The following is a 12,037-nucleotide window of genomic DNA, read 5'->3' as shown; positions in this document are numbered from 1 at the left end:
GGTCAGCCGCCGTCGTTCCCTTGCTTACTTCCCGTAGGTGGCGAAGTTCTGAGTGGCCACCAACTGCGCCCCGTACGGGGAACCGGCGGAGAGCCGGGCAGAGCCGAAGCCAAAGTCGGTCAGGCTGGCGTTATGGCCCGGGGAGGCCTTCCACGCGGCGAAGAGCGCATCGGCGTCGGCGTTCACTGCGATGTTCTCCGCGGCCCCGTGTTGTAGCGCAGCGCGGCGAGGCCGTTGGCCAACCGGTATTCATTGATGAGCGCGAAGGAGCGCAGGGCTACGGCCCGGAACCTGAGTTGGAGCCGGCGTTGCGGGAACCGCAGCGGGAGACGACGTCGTCGGAGCGGTAGCAGGGAGCGGAAGTTGACGGAGCCGGCTCGCGCAGCTGTACCCGCCAGGTCAGGTGCTTTGACGCGGTGGCGCCGACGTGCCAACCACGTGCGGGATAGCGAGGGGGTGAGCCATGCGATCGTATCCACGGCGCCATCGCACTCCTCGGATCCGATCCGCGACCGCCCAAGGCCATCGCCCTGCGGGGCCGCCCGGGATTTCGGGTCCGGGTTGGCGATGTCTACGGCAAGTATGCAGTCGGCTAACCGATAGTCCCGTTCGGTTGCCTCCGCCGCACCGGGGAAGACCTAGCGCAGGCTGCGGCAGCACCGCCGTCGGCCGCCCAGCACCGAACCGCAGGCGCCATTTCTCTCCGATGCGCGCACAATAGTAAAGACAGGCAGGGCCTGGCCGGCCCTGGTTTCCGGAGTCGAGGACGGTCACCGTGAGAGCGATTCAGGCCAAGGCCGCAGTGCTGCTGATGGCGGCGCTCCTGTTGGGCGGGTGCGGCTCCGGGGGCGGGAGCACCGCGACGTCCCCGGGGCCGGGGACAGCGACAACCGGAGCGGTCACACCGGGAGCGCCAACCATCACCATCAAGGACTTCGAGTACGGCGCGCCGCTGACCGTCGCGCCGGGGGCCGCCGTCACGGTCACCAACATGGATTCAGCGGGCCATACCGTCACCGCGGACCAGGGCGAGGTATTTGACGTGGATGTCCGCGGAAGCGGCGGGACGGCCACGTTCACGGCGCCCTCGGCACCCGGCTCCTACCCCTTCTTCTGCGCCTATCACCCCAATATGCGCGGGACGCTGATCGTCAAATGAACGTGGCACTGAGGGTCCTGACGGCACTGGCTTTGTTCATCGATGCCGGAGTACATATTTATCTGGCCCCCGGCTACCAGGCGGCCTCGCCTGGCGGAATCGGACAAGGCAATTTGTTCCTGCTCGAATCGGCCGCGGCGGTGCTGGCGGGGCTATGGGTTCTGTTCCGCGGCAGCAGAGCCTCCTTTGCGGTGGCCCTGGTGGTGGCCCTGAGTGCATTCGTCGCTGTGGTGTTGTACCGGTATGTGGATATTCCGGCCTTCGGACCCTTCCCCGCGATGTATGAGCCGGTGTGGTTTTTTGAGAAAACCCTCAGCGCCGTGGCCGAAGGAGTGGGAGCACTCCTGGCCGCCGTAGGTCTGGTCCGTACCGCCCCGAAGCGACGGGCCGAGGGCACGTAGCGGGCCGTCAGGGCGCCGGTGCGGGTGGGAGGTTCTTGGCGGCGGGCCCCTGGATGACGGTGCCGTCGGTGGAGAACCGGGAGCCGTGGCAGGGGCAGTCCCAGGTGGCATCGGCGGTGTTGAAGCCCACCGTGCAGCCAAGGTGGGTACACGTGGCGGAGACGGCGTGGACCTGCCCGTCCGCGTCCTTGTAGACGGCGGTGCTCGCGCCGTTGACGGTGACGACTTTCCCCTCTCCTGGGGACAGTTCCGTGTGGCCTGGCAGCCTCCGGAGTTTTCCGGCCAGGACAGCTGCCACAGTCTTGACGTTCTCCTTCATGAACCGTCCCGCGCTGGCCGCCGGGGTAATCCGGTTGCTGTTGAACACGGAGGCCCAGGGGTTCTCCCGGCCGCTGAGGGTGTCGGCGAGAATGAGGGCGGCGGCAGTTCCGTTGGACAGGCCCCATTTGCGCAGACCGGTGATCACGTAGACGTGTTTTGCAGTGGGGGACATGAGTCCGGCGTAGGGCAGCCCGTCGAGCGGGATGCCGTCCTGTGTTGACCAGCGGTAGGCGACCTTATCCACGCCGAGGCGGTCGTGGGCGAAGGCTGCGAGTCTGCGGTACCGCGCGGCAGTATCGCCGGACTCGGACACGCGGTGGCCCTCGCCGCCGGTGAGCACGTAGCTTGTGCCGTTGACGCTGGCGGTCAGAATGGAGCGCATCGGTTCGTCGGCGCTGATGAACGTGGCATCCAGCGGGGCGGTGTCCACGCGTCCGGCGACAAGGTAGGAGCGGTGCGGATGACACCGCAGGTAGAACAGGCCCTGACCGCCGAACGGCACATTCGTGGCGACGATGACGTCGCGGGCCCGGAGGGTGGCGTGTTCGGTATCGACGACGGCAGGGGAGCCGTCGTGGATTCGTAGAGCCCGGGTCCGCTCGAAGACGAAGCTGCCCCCACCATTGACCGAACGGGCGAGACCCTGGAGATATTTCACGGCATGGATCTGCCCCTGCCCGTCAAATCGGACCGCACCCTTGACCGGGAAAGGCAGTGGCACATCGGTGGTGTAGGCGGCGGGCAGGCCGAACCCGGCCGCAAGGTTGGCTTCGACGCGCACAAGGTCGAGCCTGTCTTCGGTTTCGGCGTAGGTGTAGTTGGCGACGCGGCGGAAGTCACAGTCGATGGCTTCCTCTGCCACCAGCTGCGCGACGTGTTCGACTGCCGACTGATTCGCCTGCCCATACATGCGGGCGGTCGCGTCGCCGTGTTTGCGTGCAAGTTCGGTATAGGCAAGGCGGTGAAGGGACGTGACCTTGCCGGTGGTGTGGCCGGTGACGCCGGTTCCCACGCGGGCGGTGTCGATGACCGCGACGGTCCGGCCTTTACGCTTGAGCGCCAACGCGGCGGTCAGCCCCGCGATGCCCGCCCCGATGACCGCGACGTCGACCCGCAGATCCCCGCGCAAGACGGGATAATCGGTGGTTCCGGCGGTCGCGACCCAGAGGGAGACGGGTTCACCTTCCGGCCGTCCGCTGTTCGATGCGGCATTCACTGCGTCACCTCAGGTTCACCCTGTACTACTCGGCTGTGTTAAGGCTGCGTCAGCAGTAGCCGACGCCGGGGGAGCCGACGGCGACCGTCCCGGGGATTTCGCGCCCTGGGGACTGCCGCCGTCGTCGGTTTTCCACGAACCGTGGCGCTATGGGGTGCTTCCCTTCTTCTCCATGGCATCCTTGCCGAGCCAAAGGCCCAGGCCCACCATACCGAGGCCCAGAACCAGGTGCAGCCAGTTGTCGGCAGTGTTGAACGGGACGAAGTTGGCAGCCGCGTTCATGTCGATGACCAGGCCGTAGATCCACAGGACCAGGTAAACAATGCCGCCGCCAAGCAGGAACAAGCGGGCCATCGGGTTGGTCCGCGCCATCGCAATGCCAGCCACACCGAACAGCAGATGCACGATGTTGTGCAGCACTGACACCTGGAAGACTCCAAGGAGCATGGCCCCGGACTCGTGTCCCGCAAGGGTCATGGCGCCGTAATTGGTGGTGATTCCCGGGATGAACCCGAGAACTCCAACCAGCAGGAAAACCGCACCAATACCGAGGGCGGTGTTGTGAAGCGTCAACCCCATCATGTGGTGCTGCGCAGGGTGTGAAGCGGTAGTCATGGCCTTCCCTTTCGCACTGATTACCGGTTCATCTGATGGCGAACCGGTCTCGCGGCAAGGAGTCGCAGGAATCCTGCCGACGCCCATATCGTACTCCGGAAAACCGCGTGTGGGCAGGGGAAACAGAGAATGGGGCCTCGCCCAGACGGCGATCCGCCGCGGCCACCTTTTCCAGAAGTGACCGTCGCTGACATGCTGGTGGTGTGACCTCGATCTCGACGCAACCCATCCGTACCGCGCTCACCTGGAAACTGTTGCCAGCGGTCCTGCTGTCGGTGTCCGGAGTGCTGCTATTCGGTGTCGAGCACGACCTCATGGGCTACAGCATGCTTGCGTTGAGCCTGGTCACCGCCGCAGTCATCGACCACGAACTCCTGCGGCACCTCGCGTTGATTGCGGCGGGAATGCTGATCATCAGCCTGGTACCGCTGAACGCTGATTTGAGCATCCCGCACATGACGCTCATGGGTAGTGCCCTCGCGTTGGCAGTGCTGGTGCCGTGGCTGGTGTCCCGTTTCGTCTACCGCGAGAGGATCATCAAGTTTCCGGTGAACACGGGCCGCAAATGGCCGTTGAGCGCGAAGCTGTACCTGGTCGCCGTTGTGGCACTCGGTTACTTGATTCTGCCCGTGTATCTGATACGCACAGGGGTATATCAGAACTGGCCGGACGCGTCCGACCCCACCATCTTCTGGCGCCTTTTTCTCGGCGTGAACGCTGTTGGGATCTGGGACGAGCTGTTCTTCATCTGCACCACCTTCACTCTGCTCCGGCGGCACTTCCCGGACTGGCTCGCCAACATTCTGCAGGCCGTCGTCTTCTCGTCATTCCTTTGGGAGATCGGCTACATGGCCTGGGGCCCGCTCCTGACGTTCCCGTTCGCGCTGCTCCAGGGGTACACCTTCAAGCTGACCAAGTCGTTCACCTATGTGGTGACGGTGCACTTGGTCTTCGACTTCGTGCTGTTCCTCGCGCTGGTGCACGCGCACAACCGCGACTGGCTGCCAATCTTCCTATATTGATGGCCGGCCTATCCCGATCGTCGCACTGGCTGGCGCAACAGAGACTTTCACGTGGCCCTCATCCCGGCCAGGTGCGCGCACGCGTCCCACAAGCGCTTCCGGGCTTCGGGGTCCGATCCCATTCCGGGCGTCGGGAGCTCCTTGCGCTTGGCCCATAGCTTTCCGGAGACTCCCGCTGTTTCATTTGACGTGGCGAGCCAGAGCGGTGTGTCCGCTGCCTTCTCGGCCGGTGCGCCGAAGGTGTTCGTGATCCAGCGGAAAGGGCCTCCGACGTCCTGTAGCAGCGTCGTGTTCTTGACCAGCCCCGGATGGGCGGCGTTGGCGACCACGCCCGAGCCGCGCAGGCGCTCAGCGAACTCCTGCGTGAGCAAAACCCGGGCGAGCATTGTGGGCGGCGTCGAGCGAAGGTAGCTGTACTTGCCGCTTGCAGTCTGGAGGTCATCGAAGTTCAGCCTGGTATTGCCGTACCGGGACGCGATGTTGACGATACGGGAATTGCCGGGTGGTGCGGCTGCGCGGCGCGTGAGCGCGTCCAGCAGCAGGTTGGTCAGCAGGAAGTAGGCCATCACGTTGGTGGCGAAGGTCAGTTCCATGCCATCGCGGGTTACCTGACGCTCCTTGCGGAACACGCCCGCTGCGTTGACCAGCACGTCGAGCCGGTCGTGGCGGGACAGGAAGTCAGCAGCCGCCGTATGTATCGAGGCCTGGTCTGAGAGGTCACAGGCCAGTGGCTCAAGTTTGGCGCCTGGAACGTGCCGGCGAATGCCCTCTATCGCCTCGTTGGCCCGGGCTGTTGAGCGTCCCACCAAGACGACCGTGGAACCTTCGCGTGCAAGGCCGGTTGCCACGGCGTTTCCCAAGCCGCCGGCCGCGCCCGTCACCAGGGCCACGGTCCCGTCCATGGATGCCATCGCCTCGCCTCCTGACGCGTTGCCATCTTTGTCGTAACGATGAGGCCGCCGTGGAGCCGGGGATTCCCGGCGCTGTTCCTCGGCTAGTCAAAATCACAACACACGCGAGCCGGATTGGCCAGACATCTTGCTTACACCACCAGCCGCAGCGGCCTTTCGCCCAATCTCACTGTGATTTCCTAGTGACGCGGGAGCATGGGATCCCGCCGTGGCCGCGGATTCACCAGCCGGCCGACGGTACCAACCGCGGCGTTGCGGATTCCCGAGCCGGTATCCAGCATGGCGAATTGGCCCATCAGGCGCGAGGCCAGGACCAGCCGCTGCGTCCGAGCCCTGCGCTCGCGATCGAACCCGGCCAGACCCGCCTCAACAGATGCGGCCGGCGCCATGTACCGCCCCAGGGTGGCTCCATCGACTATGGCCTCGCAGGCGCCGCGTCCGAGGAAGGGCGCCATGGCGTGGGCGGAGTCGCCCACCAGCGCTGTGTTCCCGGTGATGTACCGCGGCAACTTCGGCGCCTCGAAGAGCCCATGGTGCAGGACGGCATCTTCTTCGATCCTGTCAATGAGCCCGCGCACGCCGGGGTGCCAGGACCCGAAATGGTTCACGATGTGCGCCAGGTGCGGTCCTTCAAACGTCTGGTCCGCTCGGATGCAGGCATACCAGTTGGTCGCATCAGGACCTGCTGGCGTAATGCCGAACAGCGCCCCAGGGGCCCAGGTCTCGCCGTATTCGGCCACGGACCCCTTGACGGTGCCCCGCCATGCGACAGCTCCAAGCGACCGGGCGCGGAACCGGTCACCGAACATCCGCTGCCGGGTGCGGCTGAACGTGCCGTCGGCACCAACCACCAGCTCTGCATCGTCCAGCTGTCCGGCGTCGACAATCTGCATGCTGAAGCTGATGTCAATGTCCCGGGCAAGCGCGGCGAGCAACGCGGGCCGGGAGACCAGGTTCAGGTCGGCGCCGCCGGGGGCTGCCACCAGCGTCCGCCCGGCCGGCGTCCAGAGCCGGGTTCCTGCGCCGGAGGCGATATGCGCCCAGCCGTCAGTGCGGCTTGAGGCGTCAACACCAATGCTGTCGAGGGCCTTCATCGCAGCCGGCCACATGCCCAGCATGGTGCCCGACGTCGGCAGGGCCGCAGCCTGCTCCAAAACAGTCACTGACCAGCCGTGACGCTTCAGCGCACGTGCCGTGCTCAGGCCGCCGATTCCCGCGCCGATGATGACCGCTGAATGTCCCACGCCTCAAGGGTACAGACCCCACTCACCCAAAGCCGCCGGACCTGCGAGGATTGCTCTCATGCGTGAAGTTGTCGTCCTCGGCACAGCCTCCCAAGTCCCGACGCGGACCCGCAACCAGAACGGGTACTTGTTGCGTTGGGACGGCGAGGGCCTGCTTTTCGATCCCGGCGAAGGGACCCAGCGGCAGATGATCCGTGCCGGCGTGTCGGCCACGCAGATTACGCGCATTTGCCTCACCCACATGCACGGTGACCACTGTTTCGGGCTGCCCGGCGTACTGTCACGCATGGCTCTGGACGGCGTGAGCCATCTGGTCCATCTGCACTATCCCGCCTCGGGTGAGGATGTGGTCCGCGCGCTCGTAGCCATCAGCACGCCGGGGATTGACCTGAAGCTTCACCCGCATGGTGGTGCGGAAACGATCTCACCCGGCCTTGAGGTCCGGCCGCTGCGGCACCGCATAGAGACCTATGGCTACAGGCTGACTGAACCCGATGGGCGCAGTCTCCTCCCGGAAAGGCTGGCGGCGGCCGGCATTTCGGGTCCGGCCGTCGGGCGCCTGCAGCGCGACGGAAGCCTGGCAGGCGTACGGCTGGTGGACGTGAGCGTTCCCCGTCCCGGCCAGCGCTTCGCCTTTGTCATGGACACGGCACTGTGTGCCGGTGCCGAGGAACTGGCCGACGGCGTCGATCTCCTCGTGGTTGAGTCCACCTTCAGCGACGACGACGCTGATCTCGCCAAGGAGTACGGTCACCTCACTGCGGGGCAGGCGGGGGAGTTGGCGGCCAGCGCCGCCGTCGGAACGCTTGTCCTCACACACTTCTCGTCACGGTACGGCGACGACGTCACGGCGCTCGCCGAGCAGGCCAGGGCCCGTGCCGGCGAGGCGGCCGTGGTAGCGGCAAATGACCTGGACCGGATCCCTTTTCCCAAACGGCGGCACTGGTCCTAATCCAAGTCAGGACGTCCTGCCCTGATGCCTCGTACGTTTCGGACATCAGAGTGTACATTCTGAGTACATGACTGAGATCCGATGGCTTGAAGCATTCGTTGCGGTTGCGGAAGAACTCCACTTTGGCCGGGCGGCGCTGCGTCTGCACACGTCGCAATCACCGCTGAGCCAGACGATCCGGAAGCTTGAGACTGACCTCGGGACGCGGCTTTTTGAGCGCAACACCAGAAGCGTGGCGCTTACGCCGGCGGGGTACGCCCTCCTTCCGCGTGCGTACCGTGTGCTCCAGGAGATGCGCCTGGCCCGCGAGGCCGCCCAGGCGGAGGTTGCCGGTATCCGGGGCAACATCAGAATCGGTTTCTCCGGTGCTGTGAACCATTTGACTCTCCCGCCCCTCACCCGCGCTGTGCGGCGGCGGCATCCCGACATCAAGCTGGACCTCACCAGCAGGGTGCGGACAGCCGATGGGTTGGCAAGCGTCGCAAACGGCACGCTTGACCTTGCCTTCGTCGGCCTTCCCGAATCCCCGGTGCCCACGGTGATGACCCGGCTGGTTGCCAGCGAGGAAATCGGGGCGGTACTCCCGTTGGATCATCCGCTGGCGCAGGAGAAGTCGATACCACTGCAGGCACTGGCGGGTGACGACTTCATCTCGCCGCCAACGGACGGATCGTCCTCGATGACTGAAGTGATGCTCGCATCCTGCATGGCCGCGGGATTCCGACCGCGCATTGTCCAGGAGATGTCGGATCCGTACATGGTTCTGACCTTTGTGGCCGCCGGTGTTGGCGTCACGCTGATGAGCAGCGGAATAGCGGGCATCATTCCCTCCGGCGCGACGTACGTGGCCCTGGATGAGCCGCAGCACTACATGAATCACGCCATCGCCTGGTCTTCCGAGAATGATTCCGCCGTGCTGGCGGCCGTGCTCGCCGTCGTCGAAGAGATCTTTCCCGCTATCAACAAATGAGCGCAATATAGTCCAATAACAGCATAGTGATAGATCATTTTAGTCGTGGACTAACAAAGTGATGACAGCCACACTGGATGTAGGAGCCGCACATCGCGGCGAACCGTTTCGCAGCACGGCCCACGCAAGGTGCCCTCGCAACGGTCCCAGTCACACGAAGGGAACACCATGTCAATGTCGACATCGGCGCCAAAACGCCCGAAAAACAATGCGAAGATCGCAGCAGTCTCGGGGTTCGTGGGCAGCGCGCTTGAGTACTACGACTTCTTCATCTTCGGCTCCGCGGCCGCGCTGATCTTCGGAAAGCTGTTCTTCGCCCCCGGCCCTTCGGCGATGCTGCTGTCATTCGCAACTGTCGGCGTTGCATACATCGCCCGTCCGCTCGGGGCCGTGATCTGCGGCCACCTCGGCGACAAATTCGGCCGCAAGAAAGTACTGCTGCTCACCCTCCTGCTGATGGGCACGTCAACCTTCCTCATCGGCTGCCTGCCCACCTACAGCCAGGTCGGCATGGCAGCGCCCATCCTCATTGTCCTTCTTCGGCTTCTTCAGGGACTGTCGGCGGGCGGCGAATCGCCCGGTTCAAGCTCCCTCACCCTGGAGCACGCACCCGACCGGAAGCGCGCCTTCTACACGAGCTGGACGATGAGCGGCATCATGTTCGGCATCGTGCTCTCCACCCTCGTCTTCATTCCCGTGGCGTCCATGCCCGAGGACCAGCTGCTTGCCTGGGGCTGGCGCATCCCCTTCCTTGCCAGCGCCGTAGTCACCGTCGTCGCCTTTGTGCTCCGCCGGCTCCTCGAAGAGCCCCCGGTGTTCGCGGAAGTCAAAGAGCACGATGAAGTGGTCAAAGTACCGATTGTCACCCTGTTCCGGCACCACTGGGTCACCGTCATCCGTGTTACCGCGATGTCGCTGTTCACCATCATCAACACCATCATCAACGTCTTCGCTCTCTCCTACGCCACCTCCGTCGTCGGTGTAGAAAAAGGACTGATGCTGACTGTGATCGCCGTAGCCAACCTGGCCGCAGTCGCCATGGGCCCGCTGGCCGGCATCCTGTCGGACCGGATCGGCCGCAAACCCGTCTTCGTCTCCGCCCTGGTGCTTCAGGGCGGGATGATCTACGTATTCTTCTCGGCCCTGTCAGCCGCCAATGTTCCCCTGATCTTCCTCACCGGCATCCTGCTGATCGGTGTTGCCTACACCGGTTCGAACTCCATCTACCCCGCCTACTTCCCGGAGCAGTTCCCCGTCAAGGTCCGCTACTCGGGTATGGCCATCAGCCTCATGTTCGGACTGCTTCTGGCCGGATTCGCCCCGGTGATTTCCGAGCTGCTGATCGGTGGCGACAAGGCCAACTGGGTTCCCGTGGCAACGTTTGCGGCCCTGGCCTGTGCCGTGTCCGCGATAGCAGCGCTCATGGCACCCGAGACGTTCAAGACTCCGACAGCCCTGCTGGGACTGAAGAAATCCGATGCGCGGAACCACGCGCCGTCGTCCGTCCCGTCGGATGGCACTGCACCTGCCACTGCAGACAAGGCACGGGCGTGAGCCAGCAAACCCTGGCGGACACGTGGGCGTTTCAGCCGCGTGCAGCTGATACGAATCACCGATTCGTTGTGGGATTGCTCGGCGCGGGCATCGGCGGCTCACTTACCCCGGGCCTCCACGAAGCGGAGGCTGACAGATTGGGCCTGGCCTACACCTACCGCGTCATCGACCTCGACGTCCTGGGCCAGCATGCCGACAGGTCCGCAGCGCTGGTCCGGAATGCAGCTGACCTCGGATATGACGGTCTCAACGTCACCCACCCGAGCAAGCAACTGGTGCAGGACGGACTGGACGAGCTCTCCCCGGATGCCCGCATCCTCGGCGCGGTGAACACCATCACGTTCCGCGACGGCAAAGCAGTGGGTCACAACACCGACCACACCGGCTTTATCGGCGGCTTCCGGGCCGGCCTCCCGTCCGCCGCCACCAACTCGGTGGTGCAGATCGGTGCGGGAGGAGCCGGAGCGGCAGTAGCCTTCGGGCTCCTCAGCGCCGGAGCCCGGCACCTGGTCATCGCAGACATCGAACCGGCCCGCGCCGAGAGCCTCGCGGCCAGGCTGGCCCCGCATTTTCCGCACAGCGAGGTGTCCGCGACCCGGACGGACTCTGTCGCCGGGAGCATCGGGGATGCCGATGGATTGGTGAACACCACGCCAATCGGCATGACCGGGCACCCCGGTCTTCCCCTGGATCCCGCCCTGATCCACCCAAGGCTTTGGGTGGCGGATGTGATCTACCGGCCGCTCGAAACCCAGCTGATCACGGCCGCGCGCAAATTGGGCTGCGCCGTACTTGACGGCGGACGAATGGTGGTGGGGCAGGCAGCCGCAGCATTCGAGCTCTTCACCGGCACCCCCGCCGATGCCGACCGTATGCTCACCACGTTCCGCCAAGCTGCAGGCTCAGCCGTCCGTTGAGGAGAACCATGAATCCAAAGACATCACCCGGCACCGTCGCCGAGTCCCGCTGCCTCGTTTTCGGGGCAGCCAGCGGAATCGGGCGGGCGACGGCGGAACGTCTGAGGGCGTCCGGCGCCGCCGTCGTCGGAGCGGACCTGCCGTCAGCCAGCTGGCCCGGGGAACCCGGCACGTCATCAATCGCCATGGACGTCACAGACCCAGTGTCCGTTGCTGCAGCCGTTTCCGCAGCGGCGCAGGAAATGGGCGGGCTGGACGCGGTGGTGAATTGCGCGGGCATCCTTGGACCGGTGGCCTCGGCCCTTACCCTCTCGGTCGAAGATTTCGAACGCATCATGAGGATCAACCTGACGGGGGCATTCATCGTCTCCCAGGCCGTTTTGCCGAGGATGGCCGAAGCGGGCTACGGGCGCCTGCTCCACATTTCGTCGACGGCAGGCAAGGAAGGCGTGGTCAACATGCCCGCCTACTCAGCCAGCAAGGCCGGCATTCTGGGCCTGGTCAAGTCACTCGCCAAGGAGTTCGCACTGTCCGGCGTCACGGTCAACGCGCTCGCCCCGGGCAATGTGATGACCCCGCTATTTGCCGAAGTTCCGGCCGAACAACAGGCGGCGCAGGCCACCAAGATCCCGATGGGCAGGTTCGGGACACCCGCAGAAGCGGCCGCACTCATCGAATTCATCGTTTCACCGGCGGCCTCCTACACAACAGGCTTCGTTTTCGACCTTTCCGGTGGCCGGGCCACCTACTAGCCC

14 protein-coding genes are annotated in these 12,037 nt (G+C 64.9%); 8 read left to right on the top strand and 6 right to left on the bottom strand.

Features of this window, described 5'->3' with window-relative positions; genetic code table 11:
* Nucleotides 1-24 precede the first annotated feature (24 nt).
* Together AC3IT0_RS12525 and AC3IT0_RS12520 are read right to left on the bottom strand one after the other, a co-directional pair.
* The gene (locus AC3IT0_RS12525; protein WP_489320124.1) at nt 25-186 is read right to left on the bottom strand and encodes a hypothetical protein; all 162 of its coding nucleotides are present in this window, start codon (nt 184-186) and stop codon (nt 25-27) included.
* Nucleotides 183-479, bottom strand: a complete 297-nt coding sequence (locus AC3IT0_RS12520; RefSeq protein WP_489320123.1) for a hypothetical protein — start codon at nt 477-479, stop codon at nt 183-185. The genes AC3IT0_RS12525 and AC3IT0_RS12520 overlap by 4 nt, the downstream gene beginning before the upstream one ends.
* Nucleotides 480-775: 296 nt before the next feature.
* On the opposite strand from AC3IT0_RS12520, the gene AC3IT0_RS12515 reads away from it, so the two are divergent.
* Nucleotides 776-1,159, top strand: coding sequence for a cupredoxin domain-containing protein (locus AC3IT0_RS12515; protein ID WP_489320122.1), 384 nt, complete (start codon nt 776-778; stop codon nt 1,157-1,159).
* Entirely contained in the window at nt 1,156-1,560 is a 405-nt protein-coding gene (locus AC3IT0_RS12510; RefSeq protein WP_489320121.1) for a hypothetical protein, read from the top strand. The genes AC3IT0_RS12515 and AC3IT0_RS12510 overlap by 4 nt, the downstream gene beginning before the upstream one ends.
* 7 nt (nt 1,561-1,567) lie before the next feature.
* Here the strand turns inward: AC3IT0_RS12510 and AC3IT0_RS12505 are convergent, their stop codons facing one another.
* Nucleotides 1,568-3,097 carry an FAD-dependent oxidoreductase gene (locus AC3IT0_RS12505; RefSeq protein WP_489320120.1) on the bottom strand — a complete coding sequence of 510 codons (1,530 nt, stop codon included), beginning with the start codon at nt 3,095-3,097 and terminating at the stop codon, nt 1,568-1,570.
* Between the two features lie 147 nt (nt 3,098-3,244).
* The gene (locus AC3IT0_RS12500) at nt 3,245-3,712 is read right to left on the bottom strand and encodes a DUF4383 domain-containing protein (protein ID WP_489320119.1); all 468 of its coding nucleotides are present in this window, start codon (nt 3,710-3,712) and stop codon (nt 3,245-3,247) included.
* A 203-nt stretch (nt 3,713-3,915) separates the two neighbouring features.
* Here AC3IT0_RS12500 and AC3IT0_RS12495 point away from each other — a divergent pair, with 203 nt between their 5' ends.
* The gene (locus AC3IT0_RS12495) at nt 3,916-4,734 is read left to right on the top strand and encodes a CPBP family intramembrane glutamic endopeptidase (protein WP_489320118.1); all 819 of its coding nucleotides are present in this window, start codon (nt 3,916-3,918) and stop codon (nt 4,732-4,734) included.
* Nucleotides 4,735-4,781: 47 nt separating this feature from the next.
* Here the strand turns inward: AC3IT0_RS12495 and AC3IT0_RS12490 are convergent, their stop codons facing one another.
* Nucleotides 4,782-5,645 (bottom strand): SDR family NAD(P)-dependent oxidoreductase, encoded by an 864-nt coding sequence (locus AC3IT0_RS12490; protein WP_489320117.1) that lies wholly within the window; start codon nt 5,643-5,645, stop codon nt 4,782-4,784.
* Nucleotides 5,646-5,824: 179 nt separating this feature from the next.
* A complete protein-coding gene (locus tag AC3IT0_RS12485) occupies nt 5,825-6,889 on the bottom strand; it encodes an FAD-dependent oxidoreductase (protein WP_489320116.1) in 1,065 nt (354 codons plus the stop codon).
* A gap of 58 nt (nt 6,890-6,947) precedes the next feature.
* On the opposite strand from AC3IT0_RS12485, the gene AC3IT0_RS12480 reads away from it, so the two are divergent.
* The 5 genes from AC3IT0_RS12480 to AC3IT0_RS12460 all read left to right on the top strand — a co-directional run bounded on the left by AC3IT0_RS12480 (nt 6,948) and on the right by AC3IT0_RS12460 (nt 12,034).
* Nucleotides 6,948-7,841, top strand: a complete 894-nt coding sequence (locus AC3IT0_RS12480; protein ID WP_489320115.1) for a ribonuclease Z — start codon at nt 6,948-6,950, stop codon at nt 7,839-7,841.
* A 67-nt stretch (nt 7,842-7,908) separates the two neighbouring features.
* Nucleotides 7,909-8,811, top strand: a complete 903-nt coding sequence (locus tag AC3IT0_RS12475) for a LysR family transcriptional regulator (protein ID WP_489320114.1) — start codon at nt 7,909-7,911, stop codon at nt 8,809-8,811.
* Nucleotides 8,812-8,979: 168 nt separating this feature from the next.
* Nucleotides 8,980-10,365 carry an MFS transporter gene (locus tag AC3IT0_RS12470; protein WP_489320113.1) on the top strand — a complete coding sequence of 462 codons (1,386 nt, stop codon included), beginning with the start codon at nt 8,980-8,982 and terminating at the stop codon, nt 10,363-10,365.
* The gene (locus AC3IT0_RS12465; RefSeq protein WP_489320112.1) at nt 10,362-11,282 is read left to right on the top strand and encodes a shikimate dehydrogenase; all 921 of its coding nucleotides are present in this window, start codon (nt 10,362-10,364) and stop codon (nt 11,280-11,282) included. The genes AC3IT0_RS12470 and AC3IT0_RS12465 overlap by 4 nt, the downstream gene beginning before the upstream one ends.
* 8 nt (nt 11,283-11,290) lie before the next feature.
* A complete protein-coding gene (locus AC3IT0_RS12460; RefSeq protein WP_489320111.1) occupies nt 11,291-12,034 on the top strand; it encodes an SDR family NAD(P)-dependent oxidoreductase in 744 nt (247 codons plus the stop codon).
* The last annotated feature ends 3 nt before the right edge of the window (nt 12,035-12,037 follow it).

The sequence above is a fragment of the Pseudarthrobacter sp. KH_020_B genome (assembly GCF_057840185.1).
This window is presented reverse-complemented; position numbering and strand designations above follow the sequence as displayed.

Coding starts and splice junctions, on each gene's coding strand:
- AC3IT0_RS12510 (WP_489320121.1), top strand. CDS start 1,156: ATGAACGTGGCACTGAGGGTCCTGACGGCACTGGCTTTGTTCATCGAT.
- AC3IT0_RS12500 (WP_489320119.1), bottom strand. CDS start 3,712: ATGACTACCGCTTCACACCCTGCGCAGCACCACATGATGGGGTTGACG.
- AC3IT0_RS12490 (WP_489320117.1), bottom strand. CDS start 5,645: ATGGCATCCATGGACGGGACCGTGGCCCTGGTGACGGGCGCGGCCGGC.
- AC3IT0_RS12480 (WP_489320115.1), top strand. CDS start 6,948: ATGCGTGAAGTTGTCGTCCTCGGCACAGCCTCCCAAGTCCCGACGCGG.
- AC3IT0_RS12475 (WP_489320114.1), top strand. CDS start 7,909: ATGACTGAGATCCGATGGCTTGAAGCATTCGTTGCGGTTGCGGAAGAA.
- AC3IT0_RS12470 (WP_489320113.1), top strand. CDS start 8,980: ATGTCAATGTCGACATCGGCGCCAAAACGCCCGAAAAACAATGCGAAG.
- AC3IT0_RS12460 (WP_489320111.1), top strand. CDS start 11,291: ATGAATCCAAAGACATCACCCGGCACCGTCGCCGAGTCCCGCTGCCTC.